Raw genomic sequence first — 24,334 nt, 5'->3', positions numbered from 1 at the left:
TTCAAAAAACTGCGGCTGTACTGCAATTTTTTTGCAGGGTTGATCTGGTCCTCATCGCGGGGCAAGCCCGCTCCCACGCCTATCGCGGGACACCCCGCGATGGCGATCAACGACTTTTGCGCGGCAACTCGATACTCACCCGCAACCCGCCCTGCGGGCTTTGCAGCAAGGCGATGCGCCCGCCCCAGGCGTCGACGATATCGCGCACGATACCCAGCCCCAGGCCGTGCCCATCGACCTGCTCGTCCAGCCGCGAGCCGCGCTCGAGCACTTGCAGGCGCTGCGACTCGGGAATGCCGGGGCCATCGTCGTCGACCCACAGCTGATAACCCTCTGCGGTCGCCGCCATGCCCACGCGCACCTCGCTGTCAGCCCATTTGCAGGCGTTGTCGAGCAAGTTGCCGAGCAGCTCCAGCAGGTCTTCGCGATCCCACGGCAACAACAGGCCGGGCGGTACGTCGCGTTCCAGCAACAGCCCTTCGCCATGGATCATCGCCAAGGTTGCCAGCAACCCCGGCAGCTCGGCATCGCAGTCGAACTGCGCGCCGGGCAGCGCATCCCCGGCCAGGCGCGCACGGTTGAGCTCCCGGGCCAGGCGCTGCTGGATCTGCTGCAGTTGCTCGCGCATCTGCGCCCGCACCTCGGGCAGTGCCTGCAGGCGCTCGCTGGCGGCCAGGCTGAGCAGCACCGCCAGCGGCGTCTTCAGCGCATGCCCCAGGTTGCCCAGGGCATTGCGCGAGCGGCGCAGGCTGTCTTCGGTGTGATTGAGCAGGTGGTTGATCTGATCCACCAAGGGCTGCAATTCGCTGGGCACCTGGGCATCCAGCTGCGAGCGCTGGCCCTGCTGCAACTGGGCGATCTGCTGGCGGGCGCGCTCCAGCGGGCGCAGCGAGCGGGTCACGGTGATGCGCTGCAACACCAGCACCAGCAACAACGCCACCAGGCCCATGCCCAGGCCGATCTGCTGCATGCGGCGAAAACCCTCGCGCACGGGCGAATAGTCCTGGGCCACACTGATCGAGATGTCCTGGCCCAGGCGCCGGTAGTCGCCGCGATAGGCCAGCAGTTGCTGGCCCTCGGGGCCCAGTTCATGGCCGTCGTCCAGCCCGGGCCTGGCCGGCTTGGGCATGTCCAGGTCCCAGAGCGAGCGCGAGCGCCAGGTGCCCTGGTCGAAATCGATACGGAAGTAGTAGCCCGAGAAGGGGCGCTGGTAGGCCGCCGATATGCGCCGCTCGTCCAGTTGCAGGCCGGACGGCCCACGCACCAGCGCCACCAGCAGGTTCTCGCTTTCTTTGCGCAGGCCGGTTTCCAGGTAACGCTGCAGGCCGGCCTCGAACAGCCACAGCGTGAGTTGCGCAAACGCCAGGCCCACCACCACCAGCACCGCCACCAGCCCCAGGCTCAAGCGCGCCTGGATCGACTTCACGCGCCACTCCCGGCGTACACATAACCCTGGCCACGGCGGGTCTCGATCACGCTGCGCCCGAGCTTGCGGCGCAAGTGGTTGACGTGCACTTCAAGGACGTTGGAATCACGCTCGGTCTCGCCGTCGTAGAGGTGCTCGGCCAGGTGGCTCTTGGACAGCACCTGGCCCGGGTGCAGCATGAAATAGCGCAGCAGGCGGAACTCGGCGGCGGTCAGCTGGACGTCGACACCTTCACGGCTGACGCACTGGCGCGATTCATCCAGGTGCAGGCCGGCGGCTTCCAGCTTCGGCTGGTTGGCCAGGCCCTTGGCGCGGCGCAGCAGCGCCTGGATGCGCAGTTGCAGCTCCTCGGGATGGAAGGGTTTGCTCAGATAGTCGTCGGCACCGGCCTTGAGGCCTTCGATTCGCTCGGCCCAGGAGCCGCGCGCCGTGAGGATCAGCACCGGGGTGGCGAGGTTGGCCCCGCGCCATTGCGCCAGCACGTCAAGCCCAGGCAACCCCGGCAAGCCGAGGTCAAGGATGATCAGGTCGTAGGGCTCGCTCTGACCCTGGTACACCGCGTCGCGGCCATCGGCCAGCCAGTCCACCGCATAACCCTGGCGCTGCAGGGCGGCAATCAGTTCATCGGCCAGGGGCACGTTGTCTTCGACCAGCAACAGGCGCATTCAGTCATCTTCCTCGTCTTTGAGCAGCTCGCCGGAGCGGGCATCGAGCTTGATCTCGCGCACCACGCCCTGGGGGGTCAGCAACTCGACTTCGTATTCGTAGCGGCCGTGCTTCTCTTCCAGCTCCGCCTCCAGCAGACGCGCCCCGGGGTAACGCCCCAGGGCGGTCTCGAGCAATCGCTCGAAAGGCAGGATGATGCCCTGCTGGCGCAGCGCCAGGGCCTCGTCCTGATCCAGGTCGCGGGCGGCGGCCAGCGAGCACATGCCGAGCAAGGCCAGGGCCAGGCAGCGCGCCGCCTGCGGTAATGCGTTCATCAATTGTCCCGCGCGTCCTTCAGCACTTCACCGGTCTTGGCGTCCAGGTCGACGTCCCATTCGACGTTCTGCGCATCACGCAGTTCGACCTTGTAGATGTAGCGGCCGTATTCGTCTTCGAGCTCGGAGTCGGTGACGGTGGCGCCGGGGTGCTTGGCCACGGCGGCGGCCTTGAGTTCGTCCAGCGACTTGATGGTCTTGGCGTTCACCAGCTTGACCACTTCATCGGGCTGCACGTCCTTGGCGAAGGCGGCGTTGGCACCCAATGCAAGGGCGGCGGCGGTGAACAGGGCAGTCAGGGTTTTCATGGGGGTCTCTCCTTGGGGATGAGCAAGTTGTCTACGCAAACAAGACTAACCGGGGGTCCTTAATCCAACCTGAAAACAGCTGGCCGCATGATAGCGCAGATGGGAAGGCAGCCTGTACCGGCCCCATCGCGGGGCAAGCCCGCTCCCACGTCACTGCGCGTGGGAGCGGGCTTGCCCCGCGATGGGGCCATCTGCCTTTATACTGCCTGGCCTGCGCTACCCAAAGGGCCCACCATGACCGCCATCCACATCAAGTACCCCGCCCTGACCTTCAAGGCCGGCCAACGCGCCCTGCGGCAGATCCGCGAACGCGGCCTGCAGGCGGCCGATGTCGGTGTGCTGCCCGGCGCCGCCGGCGGGCCCAAGCCTTTGGGCATCCAGGGCCTGGACCTGGCGCTGTTCGGTGAATGGCTACCCACCGCCCCACGCCAGCGCGCGCTGATCGGCGCCTCGATCGGTTCCTGGCGCTTCGCCAGCGCCTGCCTCGACGACCCGGTGGCCGGCATCCGCCGCCTGGGCGAGCTGTACACCGAGCAGGATTTCGCCAAAGGCGTCACCCCCAGGCAGATCAGCCAGAGCAGCCAGCGCATGCTCGACGACCTGCTGCAGGGCCGCGACGGGCAGATTCTCGGCAACCCGCACTACCGCCTGAACATCCTGGTGGTGAAGAGCCACGGCCAGCTCGCCCACGACCACCGTGGCCGCCTGGGCCTGGGGTTGTCTTCGGTGATCGCCAGCAACCTGCTGGGGCGCGCACGCCTGGGCCGGCATTTCGAACGGGTGATCCTGCATGACCAGCGCGCCGCGCCACCGCTGGACGCGCTCACCGACTTCCCTTCGCGCTGCTTGCCGCTGGACCTGGCCAACCTGCGCCAGGCGCTGCTCGCCTCGGGCTCGATCCCCATGGTCATGGAGGGCGTGCGCGACATCCCCGGTGCCGGCGCCGGCACCTACCGCGACGGCGGCCTGCTCGACTATCACCTGGACCTGCCCTACCGGGGCGACGACCTGGTGCTCTACCCGCATTTCACCGACAAAGTGGTGCCCGGCTGGTTCGACAAGACCCTGCCCTGGCGCAGGGGCGACGCCACGCGCCTGCAGAACGTGCTGCTGATGACCCCGTCGCCGCAGTACCTGGCCGCCCTGCCCTACGGCAAGCTGCCGGACCGCAACGACTTCAAGCGCTTCATGGGGGATGCGCCGACGCGCAAGCGCTACTGGTACAAGGCCATTGCCGAAAGCCAACGGCTGGGGGATGAGCTGCTGGAGCTGATCGCCACCGGGCGGTTGCAGGATCAGCTGCAAGCCTTGTAGCGGGCATGCTGGTAGACTGCGCGCATTATCGATACACACAGAGTCCTGACAGCGTGGAAATTTTCAAAGAGTTCACATTCGAATCGGCCCACCGCCTGCCCAACGTTCCCGCCGGGCACAAATGCGGCCGTCTGCATGGTCACTCGTTCAAGGTCGGCCTGCACCTGACCGGCCCGCTCGATCCGCACACCGGCTGGATCCGCGATTTTTCCGAGATCAAGGCGATCTTCAAGCCGATCTACGAGCAACTGGACCACAACTACCTGAACGACATCCCCGGCCTGGAAAACCCCACCAGCGAAGTGCTCGCCAAGTGGATCTGGGAGCAGGTCAAGCCGCTGCTGCCGGAGTTGTCGAAGGTGCGTATTCACGAGACCTGCACCAGCGGCTGCGAGTACACCGGCGACTGATCCGCAATCTTCGCCAGCCCCTTCGCGGGTAAACCCGCTCCCACAGGTTCGACACAGATTTCAAAGGCTGTGGTGCATCTGTGGGAGCGGGTTTACCCGCGAAGAGGCCAGCAGCATCACCCGAGAGCTTTAGCCCTGACCGCGATCCAGGGCATCACGCAGAAAACTCGGCGCGATGTAGCGCTGGTAATGCGCCTCGGACAGCAAGAAGAACTCCCGATCGATGGCATCACGCAGTTGCGGCAAGTCCCAATCGCGGAACTCCGGCAACAACGCCATCCCGTACGCTTCCAGGTCGCGGATCATCCGCGCGCCCCGGGCGATCAACTGGTAAGCCCAGCAATATTCCGACTGCTGCACGACAAAGCGGATCGAACGCTGCTCCAGTTGCTGGCGCAGCAGGCCTTTGTCGAACACTTCCAGCTTGGCCATCATCACCTGCACCAGCAGTTGCTCCAGGCGCAGCCACACGGCGCGCTTCTGCTCGTCGTCGTAGCCGTTCCAGTGGATCACTTCGTGATGGAAACGCTTGCAGCCACGGCATACCAGATCTCCATACACCGTGGAGCAGAGGCCGACGCAAGGGGTCTTGATGGACTGGTTGGTCATTGGAAAACAACAGCTTGAGGGCGGAACACCGGCTCATGTTAGCCCTTTGTCTAACCAGGGTCACTGGTTAAAGTCATCTTTGCCGCCTTACCTTCGGGCATTTTTTGCCGTAGAATCACTCCGCCTTTTCAAGGCAACAATGTCCGTTGGAAGCTGTTTTCAAAGCGTCACGAGCACAGTTGATCCGGTAGAACGGCGTTGGCCCGGGCCATGCACCCCTCGCATGCCCGTGCCAGCCCTCATCAGCCTCCCGTTCTACAGGCGTAAAACTTTGAAAGCAGCTTCTGTAAGGATTCTTTGCGACCCTGGCGGTGCGACTCAAAAAGTCGGCGCTGCGCATGGGTGCATTGAATGCTGGATGAGCGTCCCGGACTCCCTTTAGGGACCACTGATGAGGGTAATAACTGTGCTTGAAGCCTACCGCAAACACATCGAAGAGCGTGCCGCTCTGGGTATCGTGCCCCAGCCGCTGAACGCCGAACAAACCGCAGGCCTGGTCGAGCTGCTGAAAAACCCGCCGGCCGGCGAAGAAGCCTTCCTCGTAGACCTGATCACCAACCGCGTTCCGCCAGGGGTGGACGAAGCCGCCTACGTCAAGGCCGCTTTCCTCTCCGCCATCGCCAAGGGCGAAGCCAAGTCGCCACTGCTCGACCGCAAGCGCGCTGTCGAGCTGCTGGGCACCATGCAGGGCGGCTACAACATCGAAACGCTGGTAGCGCTGCTGGATGACGCCGAACTGGGCGCCGTCGCGGCCGAACAGCTCAAGCACACCCTGCTGATGTTCGACGCCTTCCACGACGTGGCCGAAAAAGCCAAGGCGGGCAACGTCCACGCCAAGGCCGTGCTGGAATCCTGGGCTGCCGGCGAGTGGTTCACCTCGCGTCCGGCCATCGCCGACAAGTACACCCTGACCGTGTTCAAGGTGCCTGGCGAAACCAACACCGATGACCTGTCCCCTGCCCCGGACGCCTGGTCGCGCCCTGACATCCCGCTGCACGCCCTGGCCATGCTGAAGATGGCCCGCGACGGCATCGAGCCCAAACAGCCTGGTTCGGTCGGCCCGCTGGCCCAGATCGAAGCGGTCAAGGCCAAAGGCCACCCGGTTGCCTACGTCGGTGACGTGGTCGGTACCGGTTCCTCGCGTAAATCCGCCACCAACTCGGTGCTGTGGTTCTTCGGCGACGACATCCCGTACGTTCCGAACAAGCGCGCTGGCGGCTTCTGCTTCGGCACCAAGATCGCCCCGATCTTCTACAACACCATGGAAGACGCCGGCGCCCTGCCGATCGAATTCGACTGCACCAACCTGGCCATGGGCGACGTCATCGACGTCTACCCGTTCAAGGGCGAAGTGCGCCGCAACGGCAGCGACGAGCTGGTCACCAGCTTCGAGCTGAAAACCGAAGTGCTGCTCGATGAAGTCCGCGCTGGCGGCCGTATCCCGCTGATCGTCGGCCGTGGCCTGACCGAGAAAGCCCGCGCCGAACTGGGCCTGGGTGCTTCCGACCTGTTCAAGAAGCCAGAGCAACCTGCCGCTTCGACCAAGGGCTTCACCCTGGCGCAGAAGATGGTCGGCCGTGCCTGCGGTCTGCCGGAAGGCCAGGGCGTGCGCCCAGGTGCCTACTGCGAGCCGAAGATGACCACCGTCGGTTCCCAGGACACCACTGGCCCGATGACCCGCGACGAGCTGAAAGACCTGGCGTGCCTGGGCTTCTCCGCCGACCTGGTCATGCAGTCGTTCTGCCACACCGCCGCGTATCCGAAGCCGATCGACGTCACCACCCACCACACCCTGCCAGACTTCATCCGCACCCGTGGCGGCGTGTCGCTGCGCCCAGGCGACGGCATCATCCACAGCTGGCTGAACCGCATGCTGATGCCTGACACCGTCGGCACCGGTGGCGACTCGCACACCCGCTTCCCGATCGGCATCTCGTTCCCGGCCGGTTCCGGCCTGGTGGCCTTCGCCGCTGCCACCGGCGTCATGCCGCTGGACATGCCAGAGTCGATTCTGGTGCGCTTCAAGGGCAAGCTGCAGCCTGGCATCACCCTGCGTGACCTGGTCCATGCCATCCCTTACTACGCCATCCAGAAAGGCCTGCTGACCGTCGAGAAGAAGGGCAAGAAAAACGCCTTCTCCGGCCGCATCCTGGAAATCGAAGGCCTGGACGAACTGACCGTCGAGCAAGCGTTCGAACTGTCCGACGCCTCGGCCGAGCGTTCCGCTGCCGGCTGCACCATCAAGCTGCCAGAGAAGGCCGTTGCCGAGTACCTGCAGTCCAACATCACCCTGCTGCGCTGGATGATCGGCGAAGGCTACGGCGATGCCCGCACCCTGGAGCGTCGCGCCCAGGCCATGGAAGCCTGGCTGGCCAAGCCTGAGCTGCTGTCGGCTGACAAAGACGCAGAGTACGCCGAGATCATCGAGATCGACCTGGCCGACGTCAAAGAGCCTGTGCTCTGCGCGCCGAACGACCCGGACGATGCCCGCCTGCTGTCTTCGGTACAGGGCGAGAAGATCGACGAAGTGTTCATCGGTTCGTGCATGACCAACATCGGTCACTTCCGCGCTGCCGGCAAGCTGCTGGACAAGGTCAAGGGCGGTATCCCTACCCGTCTGTGGCTGGCTCCGCCAACCAAGATGGACGCTCACCAGCTGACCGAAGAAGGCTACTACGGCATCTACGGCAAGGCCGGTGCGCGCATGGAAATGCCAGGCTGCTCGCTGTGCATGGGTAACCAGGCACGTGTGCAGACCGGTTCGACCGTGGTCTCCACCTCGACCCGTAACTTCCCGAACCGTCTGGGCGACGCCACCAACGTGTACCTGGCCTCAGCCGAGCTGGCTGCTGTCGCTTCGATCATCGGCAAGCTGCCGACCGTCGAAGAGTACATGCAGTACGCCAAGGACATCGACAGCATGGCTGCCGACGTCTACCGCTACCTGAGCTTCGACCAGATCGCCGAGTTCCGCGAAGCGGCCGCCAACGCCAAGATCCCGGTGGTTCAGGCGTAAGCAGCTGCAAGTGGTAAGTTACAAGCGGTAAGAAGAAGCCCCGGCAGCGATGCCGGGGCTTTTTTGTTGGCCTTGTTCTGGCCTCTTCGCGGGTAAACCCGCTCCCACAGGATCGCGCAGTGCCTAGGTTCTGCGCCAACCCTGTGGGAGCGGGTTTACCCGCGAAGAGGCCAGGACAGGCAACATCAAATCACAAACAGATCGACAAACCTGTGCACGGGCATGGCCTCCAGCCTCACCTGGTCCTTGCACAACGCCACAATCTCCTCACAGCGCTGGCGCACGAACCGCGTCGCCAGGTTGGCCCTGAACTTGGCCTCCAGCAACGGCAACCCCTCCTCCCGCCGGCGCCGATGGCCGATCGGGTACTCCACCACCACCTGCTCGGTGTGGGTGCCGTCCTTGAAGAACACCTGCACGGCATTGGCGATCGAGCGCTTGTCCGCCTCCAGGTACTCGCGGCTGAAGCGCGGCTCCTCGACCACCTCCATCTTCTCGCGCAAGCGGTCGATGCTCGGGTGGGCGGCGTGGAAGCTGTCTTCATAGTGCTCGGCCACCAGGTCGCCGAAGATCAGCGGCACAGCGGTCATGTATTGCAGGCAATGGTCACGATCGGCGGCGTTGGCCAGCGGGCCTTCCTTGGAAATGATGCGGATCGCCGACTCGTTGGTGGCGATGACGATGCGGTCGACTTCGTGCAGGCGGTTGCGCACCTGCCGATGCAGCATCACCGCCGCCTCGCAGGCAGTCTGGGCATGGAACTCGGCGGGGAAGCTGACCTTGAACAGGATATTTTCCATGACGTAACTGCCAAAGGGCTGCGGCAGGCGCAATTCGCGCTGGGCCTCTTGCTTGAGGGCCAGGTCCTTGTTGCTGTGGCTGAACGAAACATCATAAAAGCCCCACTGCGCAGCACTGAGCACACCGGGAATGCCCATTTCACCGCGCAGGGCGATATCGGCCAGTCGCACGCCCCGACTGGAGGCATCACCCGCCGCCCACGACTTGCGCGAGCCGGCGTTAGGCGCATGGCGGTAAGTGCGCAGGGCCTGACCATCGACGAAGGCATGGGACAAGGCCGACAGCAGTTGATCGCGGTTGGCGCCCATCAGCTTGGCGCACACTGCCGTCGAGGCGACCTTGACCAGCAGCACATGATCCAGGCCGACCCGGTTGAAGGCGTTTTCCAGCGCCAGCACGCCCTGGATCTCGTGGGCCATGACCATGGCCTCGAGTACCTCGCGCATGGTCAGCGGTGCTTCGCCACCGGCCACGCGCTTCTGCGACAGATGATCGGTGACCGCGAGAATGCCGCCCAGGTTGTCCGAGGGATGGGCCCATTCGGCGGCCAGCCAGGTGTCGTTGTAGTCCAGCCAGCGGACAATGCAGCCAATGTCCCAGGCGGCTTTGACCGGGTCGAGGCGGTAGGCGGTGCCGGGCACGCGGGCGCCATTGGGCACCACCGTGCCTTCGACCAGCGGGCCGAGCAGCTTGGTGCATTCGGGGAAACGCAGCGCCAGCAGGCCGCAGCCAAGGGTGTCCATCAGGCAGTGGCGGGCGGTATCCAGGGCTTCGGGGGATTCGACGCGGTAACCGAGCACGTAGTCGGCGAGGGTCTGCAGGACCTGGTCGTAGTCGGGGCGGGTGTTCAGATCAGCGTTGGCGCTCATTTGCGGCTCCTTTGGAACTGGGGCTGCTTTGCAGCCCATCGCCGGCAAGCCGGCTCCCACAGGAGAATTCAGTCTCTGTGGGAGCCGGCTTGCCGGCGATGGGCCGCAACGCGGCCCCGCTCAACGAAAGCCGAGCGCCATTGGTGCGTTAGAAGCTGTCGCCAGGCACGCGCACCCAGCCCTCCATCAGCACCCGAGCACTGCGGCTCATGATTGCTTTGGTCACGGTCCATTGCCCGTCCACCTGGCGGGCTTGTGCTCCCACGCGCAATGTCCCGGACGGATGACCGAAGCGCACCGCACTTCGTTCGCCACCGCCTGCGGCAAGGTTGACCAGGGTCCCGGGGATCGCCGCTGCCGTGCCAATGGCAACCGCCGCGGTGCCCATCATGGCGTGGTGCAACTTGCCCATGGACAGGGCGCGCACCAGCAAATCGACATCGCCCGCATTGACCACTTTGCCGCTGGAAGCAGTGTAGGTGGTTGGCGGCGCGACGAACGCGACCTTGGGGGTGTGCTGACGCCCGGCAGCCTGGTCGATATGCTCGATCAGCCCCATGCGCACCGCGCCGTGGGCGCGAATGGTCTCGAACCGCGCCAGTGCAGCGACGTCACCGTTGATCGCGTCCTGAAGTTCGGTGCCGGTGTAATCGAGGTCGGCGGCATTGATGAAGATGGTCGGGATGCCGGCGTTGATCAGGGTTGCCTTGAAGGTGCCGACACCCGGTACTTCAAGGTCGTCGACCAGATTGCCGGTGGGGAACATCGCCCCGCCGTCACCGTCCTCGTCGGCGGCCGGGTCGAGGAACTCCAGCTGCACCTCGGCGGCCGGGAAGGTCACGCCGTCGAGTTCGAAATCGCCGGTTTCCTGTACCTCACCCTCGGTGATCGGCACATGGGCGATGATGGTCTTGCCGATGTTGGCCTGCCAGATGCGCACGGTGGCGACACCGTTGCGTGGCACACGCGCGGGGTCGACCAGGCCGCCGCTGATGGCGAACGAACCGACCGCAGCCGAGAGGTTGCCGCAGTTGCCGCTCCAGTCGACGAAGGCCTTGTCGATCGACACCTGGCCGAACAGGTAGTCGACATCATGGTCGGGCTTGATGCTTTTCGACAGGATCACGCTCTTGCTGGTGCTGGACGTCGCGCCGCCCATGCCGTCGATCTGCTTGCCGTAGGGGTCGGGGCTGCCGATCACCCGCAGCAGCAGGGCATCGCGGGCGGGGCCTGGGATCTGCGCCTGTTCGGGCAGGTCCTGCAGGCGGAAGAACACGCCTTTGCTGGTGCCGCCACGGATGTAGGTGGCGGGGATTCTGATTTGCGGTACATGTGTCATGGTCAATTCCTGTCTTGCACGACACCCTGTGGGAGCGGGTTTACCCGCGAAGGCGTTTGATCAAGCAATGATGTTGATCCTGCCGACGCATTCGCGGGTAAACCCGCTCCCACAGGGGCCATGCTGCTCCTGTTAGGCCGTGCCTTCCAGGAAGTCCTGGGCAAAGCGCTGCAGCACCCCGCCCGCCTCGTAGATCGACACTTCTTCGGCGGTATCCAGGCGGCAGGTCACCGGCACCTCGACACGCTCACCATTGCGCCGCGTGACCACCAGGGTCAGCGTGGCGCGTGGCTTGCGCTCACCGAGCACGTCATAGACCTCGCTACCATCGAGCCCCAGGGTCTTGCGGTCGGTGCCTGGCTTGAACTCCAACGGCAGCACACCCATGCCCACCAGGTTGGTGCGGTGGATACGCTCGAAGCCTTCGGCGACGATCGCCTCGACCCCCGCCAGGCGCACGCCCTTGGCCGCCCAGTCACGGGACGAACCCTGGCCGTAGTCGGCACCGGCGACGATGATCAACGGCTGCTTGCGCTGCATGTAGGTTTCGATGGCTTCCCACATACGGGTCACCTTGCCTTCCGGCTCGATGCGCGCCAGCGAACCCTGCTTCACGCTGCCGTCGTCCTTGCGCACCATCTCGTTGAATAGCTTGGGGTTGGCGAAGGTGGCGCGCTGGGCGGTCAGGTGGTCGCCACGGTGGGTGGCGTAGGAGTTGAAGTCTTCTTCCGGCAGGCCCATCTTCGCCAGGTACTCACCCGCGGCGCTGTCGAGCATGATGGCGTTGGACGGCGACAGGTGGTCGGTGGTGATGTTGTCCGGCAGCACCGCCAGCGGGCGCATGCCGCGCAGGGTGCGCTCACCGGCCAGGGCGCCTTCCCAGTAAGGCGGGCGGCGAATGTAGGTGCTCATCGGGCGCCAGTCGTACAGCGGCGCGACCTTCGGCCCCTTGTCCTCCTCGATGGTGAACATCGGGATGTACACCTGGCGGAACTGCTCCGGCTTGACCGAAGCACGTACTACGGCGTCGATTTCCTCGTCGCTCGGCCAGATGTCCTTCAGGCGGATTTCCTTGCCGTCCACCACGCCCAGCACATCCTTCTCGATATCGAAGCGGATGGTGCCGGCGATGGCATAGGCCACCACCAGCGGCGGCGAGGCGAGGAAAGCCTGCTTGGCGTACGGGTGGATACGCCCGTCGAAGTTGCGGTTGCCCGACAGCACGGCGGTGGCGTACAGGTCGCGGTCGATGATCTCCTGCTGGATCACCGGGTCCAGTGCACCGGACATGCCGTTGCAGGTGGTGCAGGCGAAGGCGACGACACCAAAGCCCAGCTGCTCCAGCTCCTGCTCGAGACCGGCCTCCTTGAGGTACAGCTGCACGGTCTTGGAGCCCGGCGCCAGCGACGACTTGACCCATGGTTTGCGGGCCAGGCCGAGCTTGTTGGCGTTGCGCGCCAGCAGGCCCGCGGCGATCACGTTGCGCGGGTTGCTGGTGTTGGTGCAGCTGGTGATGGCGGCGATGATCACCGCGCCGTCCGGCATCTGCCCTGGCACCTCCTGCCACTGCCCGGCAATGCCCTTGGCCGCCAGGTCGCTGGTGGCTACCCGGGCGTGCGGGTTGGACGGGCCGGCCATGTTGCGCACCACGCTCGACAGGTCGAAGCTCAGGGTGCGCTCGTACTCGGCCTTGGCCAGGCTGTCGGCCCACAGGCCGGCGGCCTTGGCGTAGGTTTCGACCAACTGCACCTGCTGCTCATCGCGGCCGGTGAGCTTGAGGTAGTCGATGGTCTGCTGGTCGATGGCGAACATCGCCGCGGTGGCGCCGTATTCCGGGGCCATGTTGGAGATGGTGGCACGGTCGCCCAGGGTCAGCGCGCTGGCACCCACACCATGGAACTCGAGGTAGGCACCCACCACCTTCTGCTTGCGCAGGAACTCGGTCAGCGCCAGCACCAGGTCGGTGGCAGTGATATTCGGCGCCAGGCGACCGGTCAGCTCGACGCCGACGATTTCCGGCAGGCGCATCCACGAGGCGCGGCCGAGCATCACGTTCTCGGCCTCCAGGCCACCTACGCCGATGGCGATCACGCCCAGGGCGTCGACGTGCGGGGTGTGGCTGTCGGTGCCGACGCAGGTGTCCGGGTAGGCCACGCCACGTTCGCTGTGGATCACCGGCGACATCTTCTCCAGGTTGATCTGGTGCATGATGCCGTTGCCCGGCTGGATCACGTCGACGTTCTTGAACGCCTTCTTGGTCCAGTTGATGAAGTGGAAGCGGTCTTCGTTGCGACGGTCTTCGATGGCGCGGTTCTTCTCGAAGGCCTGCGGGTCGAAGCCGCCGCACTCCACCGCCAGCGAGTGGTCGACGATCAGCTGTACCGGCACCACCGGGTTGACTGCGGCGGGGTCGCCGCCCTTGTCGGCGATGGCGTCGCGCAGGCCGGCCAGGTCCACCAGCGCGGTCTGGCCGAGGATGTCGTGGCACACCACGCGGGCCGGGAACCAGGGGAAGTCGAGGTCGCGCTTGCGTTCGATCAGCTGCTCGAGCGACGCATCGAGGGTGGCCGGATCGCAGCGGCGCACGAGGTTTTCGGCCAGTACGCGGGAGGTATACGGCAGGCCGTCGTAGGCACCTGGCTTGATTGCCTCGACCGCGGCGCGGGCGTCGTAGTAGTCCAGGGCGGTGCCTGGCAGGTTCTTGCGGAATGCGCTGTTCATATCGTTATCTGGCTCGGTCACGGTTTACCTGGGCAGACGGCGATCCCGTGGGAGCGGCGGTTCGCCGCTGCGACTTGCCCCGCGATGGCATCGACAGGTCAAGCGCCGTTGCCAGCGCTGCCGCCATCGCGGGGCAAGCCCGCTCCCACAAGAGCTCGTCACCTGCTTATCAACGCTGTTCGATCGGCACGAACTGGCGCTGCTCGACGCCGGTGTATTCGGCGCTCGGGCGGATGATGCGGTTATTGGCGCGCTGCTCGAACACGTGCGCGGCCCAGCCGGTCAGGCGCGAGCAGACGAAGATCGGGGTGAACAGCTTGGTCGGGATGCCCATGAAGTGGTACGCCGAGGCATGGTAGAAGTCGGCGTTGGGGAACAGGCGCTTCTGCTCCCACATGGTCTTGTCGATCGCTTCGGACACCGGGTACAGCACCGTGTCACCCACTTCGTCGGCCAACTGCTTCGACCAGCCCTTGATCACCTCGTTGCGCGGGTCGGACTCTTTGTAGATGGCGTGGCCGAAGCCCATGATCTTGTCCTTGCGCTCGAGCATGCGCAGCAGCTCGGCGGTAGCTTCCTGCGGGCTCTGGAAGCGCTCGATCAGCTCCATTGCCGCCTCGTTGGCGCCACCGTGCAGCGGGCCACGCAGCGAGCCGATGGCGGCAGTGATGCAGGAATACAGGTCCGACAGGGTCGAGGCACAGACCCGGGCGGTGAAGGTCGAGGCGTTGAACTCGTGCTCGGCGTACAGGATCAGCGAGACGTTCATCACCTTGACGTGCAGCGCGCTTGGCTTCTTGCCGTGCAGCAGGTGCAGGAAGTGGCCGCCAATGGTGTCTTCGTCGCTGCTGCAGTCGATGCGCACACCGTGATGGGTGAAGCGGTACCAGTAGCACATCACTGCCGGGAACAGCGCCAGCAGGCGGTCGGTCTTGTCGTGCTGGGCGTCGAAGGTCAGCTCCGGCTCCAGGGTACCGAGCAGCGAGCAGCCGGTGCGCATCACGTCCATCGGGTGGGCGTCGCGCGGAATGCGTTCGAGCACTTCCTTGAGCGCCTGTGGCAGGTCGCGCAGGCCCTTGAGCTTGCGCTTGTAGTCGGCCAGTTCGGCTTTGCTCGGCAGCTCGCCGTACAGCAGCAGGTAGGCGACTTCCTCGAACTCGGCGCCGGCGGCCAGGTCGCGCACGTCATAGCCGCGGTAGGTCAGGCCGGCGCCGGCCTGGCCGACGGTCGACAGGGCGGTCTGCCCGGCCACCTGACCACGCAGGCCTGCGCCACTGAGTACTTTTGCTTCGGCCATGGTGTTTCTCCTTTCTTGAATTTGTTATCGAGGTCTTTCTGGCTAATCGGTTTGCCTGTGCCGGCCTCTTCGCGGGTAAACCCGCTCCCACAGGGATCGCACAGCTTCAGATACAGCGCCTCATCTGTGGGAGCGGGTTCACCCGCGAAGAGGCCGGTGCAGGCATTCACTTATCCTTTTTTCTGGGCGAACAACGCATCGAGGCTCTGCTCGAAGGCGTGGTAGCCGATGGCATCGTAGAGCTCCATGCGGGTCTGCATGGTGTCGACCACGTTCTTCTGCGTACCGTCGCGGCGCAGGGCGGTGTAGACGTTCTCGGCAGCCTTGTTCATGGCACGGAAGGCCGACAGCGGGTACAGCACCAGCGACACGTCCACCGAGGCCAGCTCTTCGGTGGTGTACAACGGCGTCGCGCCGAATTCGGTGATGTTGGCCAGGATCGGGGCTTTCACTCGGTCGGCGAAGGTCTTGTACATCGACAGTTCAGTGATGGCTTCCGGGAAGATCATGTCGGCGCCGGCCTCGATGCAGGCGGCGGCACGGTCCAGGGCGGCGTTCAGGCCTTCCACCGCCAGGGCGTCGGTACGCGCCATGATCACGAAGCTGTCGTCGGTGCGGGCATCCACCGCGGCCTTGATGCGGTCGACCATCTCCTGCTGGGAGACAATCTCCTTGTTCGGGCGGTGGCCGCAGCGCTTGGCGCCGACCTGGTCTTCGATATGGATGGCGGCGGCGCCGAACTTGCTCATCGACTTGACGGTGCGGGCAACGTTGAAGGCGGAGGCACCGAAACCGGTGTCGACATCCACCAGCAGCGGCAGGTCGCACACGTCGGTGATGCGGCGCACGTCGGTGAGCACATCGTCCAGGTTGCTGATGCCCAGGTCCGGAAGGCCCAGGGACCCGGCGGCGACACCGCCACCGGACAGGTAGATGGCCTTGAAGCCGGCGCGCTTGGCCAGCAGAGCGTGGTTGGCGTTGATGGTCCCGACCACCTGCAGCGGATGTTCGGCGGCAACCGCGTCACGGAAACGCTGACCGGGCGTGCTCTTCACTGTCATGACTCACCTCGTGGGCTATTGTTGTCGGCGCCTTGGTAGTGACGCTCGATATTGCGTTTGGACGCGCCGATGTGGCGACGCATCAGGAGTTCTGCGAGTTCGCCGTCGCGGGCTTCGATGGCGTCGAGAATGCGGTGGTGCTCGGCAAAGGCCTGGCGTGGCCGATTGGGCGTGGTCGAGAACTGCAGGCGGTACATGCGCACCAGTTGATAGAGCTCGCCGCAGAGCATCTTGTAGAGGGTCTGGTTGCCGCTGCCCTGGATGATCCGGTAGTGGAAGTCGTGATCGCCTTCCTGCTGGTAGTAGCCCTGCCCGGCCTGAAACGCGGCGTCGCGCTCATGGGTGTCGAGCACTTCGCGCAGTTCGTCGATGGCGGCCTGGCTCATGCGCTCGGCGGCCAGCCGGCAGGCCATGCCTTCGAGCGACTCGCGGATTTCGTAGAGCTCGATCAGCTCGGCATGGCCGAGCGACACCACCCGCGCACCGACGTGCGGCACCCGCACCAGCAGGCGCTGGCCCTCCAGCCGGTGAATCGCCTCGCGCAGCGGGCCGCGGCTGATGCCATAGGTGCGTGCCAGTTCCGGCTCGGAGATCTTGCTGCCAGGCGCGATTTCACCTTTGACGATGGCCGCCTGGATGCGCCGGAAGACGTTTTCCGAGAGGGTCTCGGTCTCGTCCTGCAGGATTGGGGTGGCTTGGGCTGTGTCCAGCATGATTGTCGACACCTTCACATTCAATGACGGCAAAACTAGCTAAACAGACTAGAAGAGTCAAAGACAAAAAGAACATTGTCGACAATTGTCTAATAACGAACTTACCGCACCACCCTGGGGTCTGATCGCGGGTGCGCTGGCGTCAACACATCGGCGTGATAGAATGCCGCGCTCCTTCGGGAGCATGGATACGCTGCCTGTCATCATTTCATGCTGATGGCAGGCCAATAGGGACGCTTGGCCAGTCGCCTTGCCCTGAACCACGCACAGCACCGCGCCAGGATTATGAGACCCATACCCGCTTTATTGCTGCTCTGCCTGACTCTGCTGCCGGCCCTTGCGCCTGCGGCGGAGAAAACCGTCTATGGCCTGAACGAATACGCGCGCCTGGGCGACCTCGACCTGGAAGTGGCGGCCAAACTCGACACCGGCGCCAAGACCGCCTCGCTCAGTGCCCGCGACATCAAGCGTTTCAAGCGCAACGGCGAGAGCTGGGTGCGCTTCTATCTGGCGATCGACGCCGCCCACAAGCACCCCATCGAACGCCCCCTGGCCCGCGTCAGCAAGATCAAGCGCCGCGCCGGGGACTATGACGCCGAGTCCGGCAAGGCCTACACGGCCCGCCCGGTCATCGAGCTCGATATCTGCATGGGCCAGACCCAACGCACCATCGAGGTCAACCTCACCGACCGCAGCGCGTTCCAGTTCCCGCTGCTGATCGGTTCCGAGGCCCTCAAGCACCTCGATGCGCTGGTCGACCCAAGCCTTAAATACGCGGCCGGCAAACCTGCCTGTGCCACCGAAGTTACCAAAGCAGAGTAATTCCGATGCGCTCTCTTACCCTCCACCTGAAAGTCCTGATCACCGTCCTGGTGTTGTTGGGCGTTGCGGTCACGGCCTACCAGATCTTCTTCCTCGGCATCCCGGTGACCGAAGACGAGACCGACGACCTGTGGAACATCGACGCCAAGGTCGAATTCGTCGCCAGCACCAAGGACCCGGTCAAGGTGCAGATGTTCGTGCCCCCGCTCAACCGTGACTATGTCAGCCTCAACGAGAGCTTCATCTCCAACAACTACGGGGTGAGCGTCAACCGGGTCGATGGCAACCGCAAGGTGACCTGGTCGGCACGCCGCGCCAGCGGCAACCAGACGCTGTACTACCGCCTGGTACTGACCAAGCGCTACAGCGCCGAGAAGACCAAGATCAAAGGCCCGACCTTCCGTGACAGCCTGGCCATCGAAGGCCCTGAGAAGCTGGCCGCCGAGGCGCTGATGGCGCCGATCCGCCAGCACTCGGCCGACGTCGAGACCTTCGTCGGCGAGACCATCAAACGTGTCAACAATCTCAACGACGACAACGTCAAGCTGCTGCTGGCCGGCGACACCTCGACGATGAAAAAGGCGCAGATCATCGACCTGCTGCTGTCCATCGCCCATGTGCCGCTGGAGAAAGTGCACACCATCCGTCTGGTGGCCGATACCCCGCAAACCCCTGAACTGTGGCTGCGCAGCTTCAACGGCAACGACTGGCTTTACTTCAACCCGGACACCGGCGAACAGGGCCTGCCCAGCGACCGCCTGCTGTGGTGGACCGGTGACGACAACCTGATCACCGTCGATGGCGGCAAGAAGGCCAACGTCACCTTCAGCATGAACAATAGCGAGATGAACGCCATCCGCCTGGCCAAGCTGACCGACGAGAATACCGACGCCGACTTCCTCGAGTACTCGCTGTACGGCCTGCCGCTGCAGACCCAGCAGACCTTCATGATCATGGTGATGATCCCGATCGGTGTGCTGGTGATCCTGGTGCTGCGCAACCTGATCGGCATCCAGACCCTGGGCACCTTCACGCCGGTGCTGATCGCCCTGGCCTTCCGCGAAACACAGCTGGGCTTCGGCATCATGCTGTTCACGGTGATCACCGCCCTGGGCCTGTCGCTGCGCTCCTATCTTGAACACCTGAAGCTGCAGATGCTGCCGCGCCTGTCGGTGGTGCTGACCTTCGTCGTGGTGCTGATCGCCGCCATCAGCCTGTTCAGCCACAAGCTGGGCCTGGAGCGCGGCCTGTCGGTAGCGCTGTTCCCGATGGTGATCCTGACCATGACCATCGAGCGCCTGTCGATCACCTGGGAAGAGCGCGGCGGCGGCCATGCCATGAAAGTGGCCATCGGCACCCTGTTCGCCGCCTCCCTGGCGCACTTGCTGATGACCGTGCCGGAGCTGACCTACTTCGTCTTCACCTTCCCGGCGGTACTGCTGATCCTGGTGGGCTTCATGCTGGCGATGGGTCGCTACCGCGGCTACCGCCTGACCGAGCTCGTGCGTTTCAAGGCTTTCCTGAAGAAGGCTGACGCCTGATGTTCGGCCTGATCAAGACGTGGAAAGCCCTGGAGGCCCGGGGCATCATGGGTATCAACCGGCGTAACGCGGACTACGTACTCAAGTACAACAAGCGCAGCCTGTACCCGATCGTCGACGACAAGATCATCACCAAGGAGCGCGCGCTGGCGGCCGGCATCCATGTGCCGGAGATGTACGGCATCATCGAGACCGAGAAGCAGATCGAGAAGCTCCACGAGATCATCGGCGAGCGCACCGACTTCGTCATCAAGCCGGCGCAGGGTGCCGGCGGTGACGGTATCCTGGTGATCGCCGACCGCTTCGAGGAACGCTACCGCACGGTTTCCGGCAAGATCATCAGCCACGAAGAGATCGAGCATCAGATCTCCAGCATCCTCACCGGGCTGTACTCGTTGGGTGGGCACCGTGACCGCGCGCTGATCGAGTACCGGGTCACCCCGGACCAGATCTTCAAGAGCATCAGCTACGAGGGCGTGCCGGACATCCGCATCATCGTGCTGATGGGCTACCCGGTGATGGCCATGCTGCGTCTGCCCACCCGCCAGTCCGGCGGCAAGGCCAACCTGCACCAGGGCGCCATCGGCGTGGGCGTCGACCTGACCACGGGGATGACGCTGCGCGGCACCTGGCTGAACAAGATCATCAGCAAGCACCCGGACACCACCAACGCGGTTGACGGTGTGCAGCTGCCGAACTGGGACGGTTTCATGAAGCTTGCCGCCAGCTGCTACGAGCTGTGCGGCCTGGGCTACATCGGCGTGGACATGGTGCTGGACCAGGACAAGGGCCCGCTGATCCTCGAGCTCAACGCCCGCCCTGGCCTGAACATCCAGATCGCCAACGACTGCGGCCTCACCCAGCGCACCCATGCCATCGAGGCGCACATCGAGGCGTTGGCCAAGGAAGGCCGCACCGAGACCGCCGAAGAACGGGTAAAAGTGGCACAAGGCCTGTTCGGGCACGTGCACACAGGTTGAACCGAGGGAGCGGGCTTGCCCCGCGCTAGCACAGCCAGGCAAGGCCCCAATCGCGGGGCAAGCCCGCTCCCACGATGCCAACCAACGCCTCTGCACAACATGTGAATGTCGCCACCAGTGCTAGGCGCATTTCCTACACAGGTCTACAATCGCCCTCCTCGCTTTTTCATCGCCGTCCATTCTGATGCCGACCTGTACGCTCCATCCCCTGCCCTACCAGCCCGACCCCGCGCACTATTTCGCACGCCTGCGCGCAGCGCCCGGCGCGATCTTGCTCGACAGTGCCCGCCCCAACGCCGAACGTGGACGCTTCGACCTGCTCAGTGCCTGGCCAGTGCAGCAACTGCAAGCGCAAACGGCAGAGTCGGGCCAGGCGTACCTGCAGCGCCTGCGCAGTGCCTTGGCGGAACTGGGAACGGCGCAATTGCCCGATGGCGTGGAGCTGCCCTTCGCCGGCGGCCTGATCGGCTACCTCAGCTACGACTTCGGTCGCCGCCTGGAGCAACTGCCCACACAGGCGGCCGATGACCTGGGGCTGCCGGACGCGCAGCTCGGCCTGTATGCCTGGGCACTGGTCAGCGACCATCATGCGCGTACCAGCCAAGTGGTGTTTCACCCTAGCCTGCAAACAGCTGAACGGCAGCGCCTGATCCAGCTGTTCGAAGCACCCGCCCAGACCGGCAGCGGCGAATTCAAGCTGCTCGCGCCCATGGCGGGCGACCTGTCACCTGGGCAATACCGCTCGGCCTTCGACAAGGTCCAGCAGTACATCCAGGCGGGCGACTGCTACCAGATCAACCTTACCCAACGCTTCCGCGCGCCCTGCCAGGGCGACCCGTGGCACGCCTACCAGGCCCTGCGCGCCGCCTGCCCGACGCCGTTTTCCGGCTATCAGCAGCTGGACGCCGGCACGGCACTGCTGAGCTTTTCCCCGGAGCGCTTCGTGCGCGTAAGCCAGGGCGATGTCGAAACCCGCCCGATCAAGGGTACCCGGCCGCGCAGCGCCGACCCTGAGGCAGATACGCGCAACGCTGCCGAGCTGCTGGCCAGCCCCAAGGATCGCTCAGAGAACCTGATGATCGTCGACCTGCTGCGCAACGACATCGGCCGCACCTGCCAGATTGGCTCGGTGAAGGTGCCGGAGCTGTTCAGCCTGGAGAGCTACCCCAATGTCCATCACCTGGTCAGCAGCGTCACCGGGCGCCTGGCCCCCGGCAACGACGCACTCGACCTGATCGGCGGCAGCTTCCCGGGCGGCTCGATCACCGGCGCACCGAAGATCCGGGCGATGCAGATCATCGATGAGCTGGAGCCCGCCCGCCGGGCGCTGTATTGCGGCTCGCTGCTGTACATCGACGTGCGCGGCGAGATGGACAGCTCCATCGCCATTCGCAGCCTGCTGGTCAAGGACGGCCAGGTCAGTTGCTGGGGCGGCGGCGCGGTGGTGGCAGACTCCGACTGGCAGGCCGAGTACGAAGAGTCGATCGCCAAGGTGCGGGTGCTGATGGAGACCTTGCAGGGCCTGTAAAGCATCGCGGCGCGACAGGTCTACCTCGCCATTTTTTGTTACCATCAGTGCACTACGAGCGCACAGCGCCACTCACCCGATGGAAACCGCCTGATGAGCCAACCCTTCGACGTCGCCGCCCTGGCCGCGACCTATGCCAGCAAGTCCCCGCAGGAGATCCTCAAGCTCGCCTTCGAACACTTCGGCGACGACCTGTGGATCTCGTTCAGCGGCGCCGAAGACGTGGTGCTGGTGGACATGGCCTGGAAACTGAACAAGCAGGTCAAGGTATTCAGCCTCGACACCGGGCGCCTGCACCCGGAAACCTACCGCTTCATCGACCAGGTGCGCGAGCACTACAACCTGCCGATCGAAATCCTCAGCCCGGACCGCGACAAGCTCGACCCCTTCGTCAAGCAAAAGGGCCTGTTCAGCTTCTACAAGGACGGCCACGGCGAATGCTGCGGTATCCGCAAGATCGAGCCGCTGCGCCGCAAGCTGGCCACGGTCAGCGCCTGGGCCACCGGCCAGCGCCGCGACCAGAGCCCAGGCACCCGCAGCCAGGTGGCAGCCCTGGAGATCGACGGCGCCTTCTCAACCCCGGAACGCACGCTGTACAAGTTCAACCCGCTGGCGCAGATGAGCAGCGAGGAAGTCTGGGGCTATATCCGCATGCTCGAGCTGCCGTACAACAGCCTGCATGAGCGCGGCTTCATCAGCATCGGCTGTGAGCCGTGCACCCGCCCGGTATTGCCCAACCAGCACGAGCGCGAGGGGCGCTGGTGGTGGGAGGAGTCGACCCAGAAAGAATGCGGGCTGCACGCAGGCAACCTGATCAGCAAGGCTTGAAAAGAGCGGCAAGTCTCAAGCTGCAAGCGACAAGAAAAAAGAGCAGACCGCGTACGGACTGCTCTTTCTTGTAGCTTGCAGCTTGAAGCTTCCGGCTGCTGTCAGTGCACCGGCAGCTCAACGCCCTCGAACAGCTCTTCGAGTTCCTGCTTGTTGTGGCACTGGATGGCCTTGGCCATGACTTCGCGGGTCAGGTGCGGGGCGAACTTCTCGATGAAGTCGCACATGAAGCCGCGCAGGAAGGTGCCGCGGCGGAAGCCGATCTTGGTAATGCTGGCTTCGAACAGCTCGCTGGCATCCAGGCACACCAGGTCGCTGTCGAGCTTGGGGTCGACCGCCATCTTGGCCACGATACCTACGCCCAGCCCCAGGCGCACATAGGTCTTGATCACGTCGGCGTCGGCGGCGGTGAACACCACTTTGGGCGTGAGGCCGCGGTGGTTGAAGGCTTCGTCGAGCTTGGAGCGGCCAGTGAAGCCGAATACATAGGTAACGATCGGATACTCGGCCACCGCTTCCAGGGTGAGCTTCGGCAACTTGGTCAGCGGGTGCCCCTGAGGCACCACCACACAGCGGTTCCACTTGTAGCACGGCATCATGATCAGATCGCCGAACAGCTCAAGCGCCTCGGTGGCGATGGCGAAATCGACGGTGCCGTCGGCGGCCATCTCGGCGATCTGCATCGGCGAGCCCTGATGCATGTGCAGGGCAACTTCTGGGTACTGCTTGATGAAATTGCTGATCACCGGCGGCAGCGCGTAACGCGCTTGCGTGTGGGTAGTGGCGATCGACAAGGTGCCCTTCTTCTCGTTGGAGAACTCCTGGGCGATCTGCTTGATGCTCTCGACCTTGCGCAGGATTTCGCCGGCGGTATTGATGATGCGCTCACCGGCGGGCGTGACGCGGGTCAGGTGCTTGCCGCTGCGGGCGAAGACTTCGACACCCAGCTCGTCCTCGAGCAGGCGGATCTGCTTGCTGATACCGGGCTGGGAGGTGTACAGGCTTTGCGCCGTCGCGGAAACGTTGAGGTCATGGTGCGCCACTTCCCAGATGTAGCGCAGTTGTTGAAGCTTCATAGATATCCCTCAAAGACGGTAGGCCACCGGCGCACTGGCAGCGACGAGTTATAACTATATTAGTGGCTTGGGAAATAAATCTAGAACTATTTTGTTACCTTCGCCCGAATCTACCTACTCTCTACCTTCCGTTTTCCTACGCCCAAGGTGCTGTGCCAGCGGCACCATGTACACGGGCACCGACGACAATTGCAGCAGGCGTACCGCCGTGCGACCAATGGGCACCCCAGCGCCCGCCCCGGCACTGTGGCTGCCGAAAATCAGCAGGTCGACACTCAGGCGATGCGCCTGCTCAAGAATGACCTGTGCCGGGTCGCCCTGGCGTACCCGCACCGCCTTTATCAGGGCCAGGTCGGCTTCCTCGCCCAGTTCGTCACGAAAATTCTCCAGTACCCGCTGTTCGATAGTGGCCATCACCGTGTTGACCCCTTCGCTGTGCAGCGCGTCCAGGGTTTGCTCATCGAGGTAGCTCTGTAGCAGGGATTCGGCAAACTGTCCCATGGGCTCGACCGCGTGGATCACGTAAAGCTCCGCGTTGAAGGTGCGCGCCAGGGCCAGGGCGTGCTGCATGACGAAAGGTGCGTACACACCGAGGTCGGTGGCGTACAGCATGGTGCGGATCATTCGGCCTCCTCGACTGCCGCTACGGCAGAGCAAGGTTGAGCTTAGCAGCGCCACCGGGCGCCGCTTTGCCG

General features: G+C 64.3%; 21 protein-coding genes. 8 read left to right on the top strand and 13 right to left on the bottom strand.

Annotated features, from left to right (window positions below; genetic code table 11):
- Window positions 1-106: 106 nt before the first annotated feature.
- The 4 genes from EJA05_RS10230 to EJA05_RS10215 are packed head-to-tail and all read right to left on the bottom strand — an operon-like array spanning window position 107 to window position 2,714.
- Window positions 107-1,426 (bottom strand): sensor histidine kinase, encoded by a 1,320-nt coding sequence (locus tag EJA05_RS10230; protein WP_125858143.1) that lies wholly within the window; start codon window positions 1,424-1,426, stop codon window positions 107-109.
- Window positions 1,423-2,091 carry a response regulator transcription factor gene (locus tag EJA05_RS10225; protein ID WP_125463500.1) on the bottom strand — a complete coding sequence of 223 codons (669 nt, stop codon included), beginning with the start codon at window positions 2,089-2,091 and terminating at the stop codon, window positions 1,423-1,425. The genes EJA05_RS10230 and EJA05_RS10225 overlap by 4 nt, the downstream gene beginning before the upstream one ends.
- Window positions 2,092-2,406, bottom strand: a complete 315-nt coding sequence (locus EJA05_RS10220) for a PepSY domain-containing protein (protein ID WP_125463499.1) — start codon at window positions 2,404-2,406, stop codon at window positions 2,092-2,094.
- Window positions 2,406-2,714, bottom strand: coding sequence for a PepSY domain-containing protein (locus tag EJA05_RS10215; protein WP_110994219.1), 309 nt, complete (start codon window positions 2,712-2,714; stop codon window positions 2,406-2,408). Before EJA05_RS10215 ends, EJA05_RS10220 begins: the two co-directional genes overlap by 1 nt.
- Before the next feature lie 234 nt (window positions 2,715-2,948).
- On the opposite strand from EJA05_RS10215, the gene EJA05_RS10210 reads away from it, so the two are divergent.
- Window positions 2,949-4,028 (top strand): patatin-like phospholipase domain-containing protein, encoded by a 1,080-nt coding sequence (locus tag EJA05_RS10210; RefSeq protein WP_125858142.1) that lies wholly within the window; start codon window positions 2,949-2,951, stop codon window positions 4,026-4,028.
- A gap of 53 nt (window positions 4,029-4,081) precedes the next feature.
- Window positions 4,082-4,438 carry a 6-carboxytetrahydropterin synthase QueD gene (queD, locus tag EJA05_RS10205; protein ID WP_125463497.1) on the top strand — a complete coding sequence of 119 codons (357 nt, stop codon included), beginning with the start codon at window positions 4,082-4,084 and terminating at the stop codon, window positions 4,436-4,438.
- Between the two features lie 129 nt (window positions 4,439-4,567).
- On the opposite strand, the gene EJA05_RS10200 is transcribed toward queD, so the two are convergent.
- Window positions 4,568-5,047, bottom strand: a complete 480-nt coding sequence (locus EJA05_RS10200) for a DUF1289 domain-containing protein (RefSeq protein WP_125858141.1) — start codon at window positions 5,045-5,047, stop codon at window positions 4,568-4,570.
- Between the two features lie 406 nt (window positions 5,048-5,453).
- Between EJA05_RS10200 and acnB the strand changes: the two genes are divergently transcribed.
- Entirely contained in the window at window positions 5,454-8,063 is a 2,610-nt protein-coding gene (gene acnB / locus EJA05_RS10195; protein WP_125466170.1) for a bifunctional aconitate hydratase 2/2-methylisocitrate dehydratase, read from the top strand.
- Between the two features lie 185 nt (window positions 8,064-8,248).
- On the opposite strand, the gene prpD is transcribed toward acnB, so the two are convergent.
- The 6 genes from prpD to EJA05_RS10165 form a co-directional block, all read right to left on the bottom strand.
- Window positions 8,249-9,733 (bottom strand): 2-methylcitrate dehydratase, encoded by a 1,485-nt coding sequence (gene prpD / locus EJA05_RS10190; protein WP_125463495.1) that lies wholly within the window; start codon window positions 9,731-9,733, stop codon window positions 8,249-8,251.
- 148 nt (window positions 9,734-9,881) lie between these two features.
- A complete protein-coding gene (gene prpF, locus EJA05_RS10185) occupies window positions 9,882-11,072 on the bottom strand; it encodes a 2-methylaconitate cis-trans isomerase PrpF (RefSeq protein ID WP_125858140.1) in 1,191 nt (396 codons plus the stop codon).
- A gap of 132 nt (window positions 11,073-11,204) precedes the next feature.
- Window positions 11,205-13,793 (bottom strand): Fe/S-dependent 2-methylisocitrate dehydratase AcnD, encoded by a 2,589-nt coding sequence (gene acnD, locus EJA05_RS10180; RefSeq protein ID WP_125858139.1) that lies wholly within the window; start codon window positions 13,791-13,793, stop codon window positions 11,205-11,207.
- A 169-nt stretch (window positions 13,794-13,962) separates the two neighbouring features.
- Window positions 13,963-15,090, bottom strand: coding sequence for a bifunctional 2-methylcitrate synthase/citrate synthase (gene prpC, locus EJA05_RS10175; RefSeq protein WP_125858138.1), 1,128 nt, complete (start codon window positions 15,088-15,090; stop codon window positions 13,963-13,965).
- Between the two features lie 170 nt (window positions 15,091-15,260).
- Complete coding sequence (gene prpB / locus EJA05_RS10170) at window positions 15,261-16,151, bottom strand: methylisocitrate lyase (RefSeq protein ID WP_125858137.1); 891 nt, start codon at window positions 16,149-16,151, stop codon at window positions 15,261-15,263.
- On the bottom strand, window positions 16,148-16,864 hold the full coding sequence (locus EJA05_RS10165) for a GntR family transcriptional regulator (RefSeq protein ID WP_125463491.1): 717 nt from the start codon (window positions 16,862-16,864) through the stop codon (window positions 16,148-16,150). The genes prpB and EJA05_RS10165 overlap by 4 nt, the downstream gene beginning before the upstream one ends.
- Before the next feature lie 285 nt (window positions 16,865-17,149).
- Here EJA05_RS10165 and rloA point away from each other — a divergent pair, with 285 nt between their 5' ends.
- The 5 genes from rloA (at window position 17,150) to EJA05_RS10140 (ending at window position 22,563) form a co-directional block, all read left to right on the top strand.
- Complete coding sequence (gene rloA, locus EJA05_RS10160) at window positions 17,150-17,686, top strand: retropepsin-like aspartic peptidase RloA (RefSeq protein ID WP_125463490.1); 537 nt, start codon at window positions 17,150-17,152, stop codon at window positions 17,684-17,686.
- A 5-nt stretch (window positions 17,687-17,691) separates the two neighbouring features.
- Window positions 17,692-19,227: an osmotic stress tolerance membrane protein RloB gene (rloB, locus tag EJA05_RS10155; RefSeq protein ID WP_125463489.1), complete on the top strand. Its 1,536-nt coding sequence runs from the start codon at window positions 17,692-17,694 to the stop codon at window positions 19,225-19,227.
- Complete coding sequence (locus tag EJA05_RS10150; protein WP_125858136.1) at window positions 19,227-20,207, top strand: alpha-L-glutamate ligase-like protein; 981 nt, start codon at window positions 19,227-19,229, stop codon at window positions 20,205-20,207. Before rloB ends, EJA05_RS10150 begins: the two co-directional genes overlap by 1 nt.
- A 184-nt stretch (window positions 20,208-20,391) precedes the next feature.
- On the top strand, window positions 20,392-21,735 hold the full coding sequence (gene pabB, locus EJA05_RS10145) for an aminodeoxychorismate synthase component I (RefSeq protein ID WP_125858135.1): 1,344 nt from the start codon (window positions 20,392-20,394) through the stop codon (window positions 21,733-21,735).
- 93 nt (window positions 21,736-21,828) lie between these two features.
- Entirely contained in the window at window positions 21,829-22,563 is a 735-nt protein-coding gene (locus EJA05_RS10140) for a phosphoadenylyl-sulfate reductase (protein ID WP_110994204.1), read from the top strand.
- A gap of 101 nt (window positions 22,564-22,664) precedes the next feature.
- Here EJA05_RS10140 and cysB read toward each other — a convergent pair whose 3' ends face one another.
- The gene (gene cysB / locus EJA05_RS10135; RefSeq protein WP_011533140.1) at window positions 22,665-23,639 is read right to left on the bottom strand and encodes an HTH-type transcriptional regulator CysB; all 975 of its coding nucleotides are present in this window, start codon (window positions 23,637-23,639) and stop codon (window positions 22,665-22,667) included.
- Window positions 23,640-23,753: 114 nt separating this feature from the next.
- The gene (locus EJA05_RS10130) at window positions 23,754-24,263 is read right to left on the bottom strand and encodes a universal stress protein (protein ID WP_125858134.1); all 510 of its coding nucleotides are present in this window, start codon (window positions 24,261-24,263) and stop codon (window positions 23,754-23,756) included.
- Window positions 24,264-24,334: the final 71 nt, after the last annotated feature.

Source organism: Pseudomonas oryziphila, from assembly GCF_003940825.1.
Taxonomy (GTDB): Bacteria; Pseudomonadota; Gammaproteobacteria; order Pseudomonadales; family Pseudomonadaceae; genus Aquipseudomonas; species Aquipseudomonas sichuanensis.
Note: the sequence above shows the minus strand (reverse complement) of the source record. Positions and strands in the feature narration are given on the sequence as shown.

Excerpts from the sequence above, each read along its gene's own strand:
- EJA05_RS10220 (WP_125463499.1), bottom strand. The coding sequence starts at position 2,406 with ATGAACGCATTACCGCAGGCGGCGCGCTGCCTGGCCCTGGCCTTGCTC.
- acnD (WP_125858139.1), bottom strand. The coding sequence starts at position 13,793 with ATGAACAGCGCATTCCGCAAGAACCTGCCAGGCACCGCCCTGGACTAC.
- cysB (WP_011533140.1), bottom strand. The coding sequence starts at position 23,639 with ATGAAGCTTCAACAACTGCGCTACATCTGGGAAGTGGCGCACCATGAC.
- rloB (WP_125463489.1), top strand. The coding sequence starts at position 17,692 with ATGCGCTCTCTTACCCTCCACCTGAAAGTCCTGATCACCGTCCTGGTG.
- rloA (WP_125463490.1), top strand. The coding sequence starts at position 17,150 with ATGAGACCCATACCCGCTTTATTGCTGCTCTGCCTGACTCTGCTGCCG.
- EJA05_RS10215 (WP_110994219.1), bottom strand. The coding sequence starts at position 2,714 with ATGAAAACCCTGACTGCCCTGTTCACCGCCGCCGCCCTTGCATTGGGT.
- EJA05_RS10225 (WP_125463500.1), bottom strand. The coding sequence starts at position 2,091 with ATGCGCCTGTTGCTGGTCGAAGACAACGTGCCCCTGGCCGATGAACTG.
- prpD (WP_125463495.1), bottom strand. The coding sequence starts at position 9,733 with ATGAGCGCCAACGCTGATCTGAACACCCGCCCCGACTACGACCAGGTC.
- EJA05_RS10200 (WP_125858141.1), bottom strand. The coding sequence starts at position 5,047 with ATGACCAACCAGTCCATCAAGACCCCTTGCGTCGGCCTCTGCTCCACG.
- EJA05_RS10210 (WP_125858142.1), top strand. The coding sequence starts at position 2,949 with ATGACCGCCATCCACATCAAGTACCCCGCCCTGACCTTCAAGGCCGGC.
- EJA05_RS10150 (WP_125858136.1), top strand. The coding sequence starts at position 19,227 with ATGTTCGGCCTGATCAAGACGTGGAAAGCCCTGGAGGCCCGGGGCATC.
- prpB (WP_125858137.1), bottom strand. The coding sequence starts at position 16,151 with ATGACAGTGAAGAGCACGCCCGGTCAGCGTTTCCGTGACGCGGTTGCC.
- prpF (WP_125858140.1), bottom strand. The coding sequence starts at position 11,072 with ATGACACATGTACCGCAAATCAGAATCCCCGCCACCTACATCCGTGGC.
- EJA05_RS10165 (WP_125463491.1), bottom strand. The coding sequence starts at position 16,864 with ATGCTGGACACAGCCCAAGCCACCCCAATCCTGCAGGACGAGACCGAG.
- EJA05_RS10130 (WP_125858134.1), bottom strand. The coding sequence starts at position 24,263 with ATGATCCGCACCATGCTGTACGCCACCGACCTCGGTGTGTACGCACCT.
- pabB (WP_125858135.1), top strand. The coding sequence starts at position 20,392 with ATGCCGACCTGTACGCTCCATCCCCTGCCCTACCAGCCCGACCCCGCG.
- prpC (WP_125858138.1), bottom strand. The coding sequence starts at position 15,090 with ATGGCCGAAGCAAAAGTACTCAGTGGCGCAGGCCTGCGTGGTCAGGTG.
- EJA05_RS10140 (WP_110994204.1), top strand. The coding sequence starts at position 21,829 with ATGAGCCAACCCTTCGACGTCGCCGCCCTGGCCGCGACCTATGCCAGC.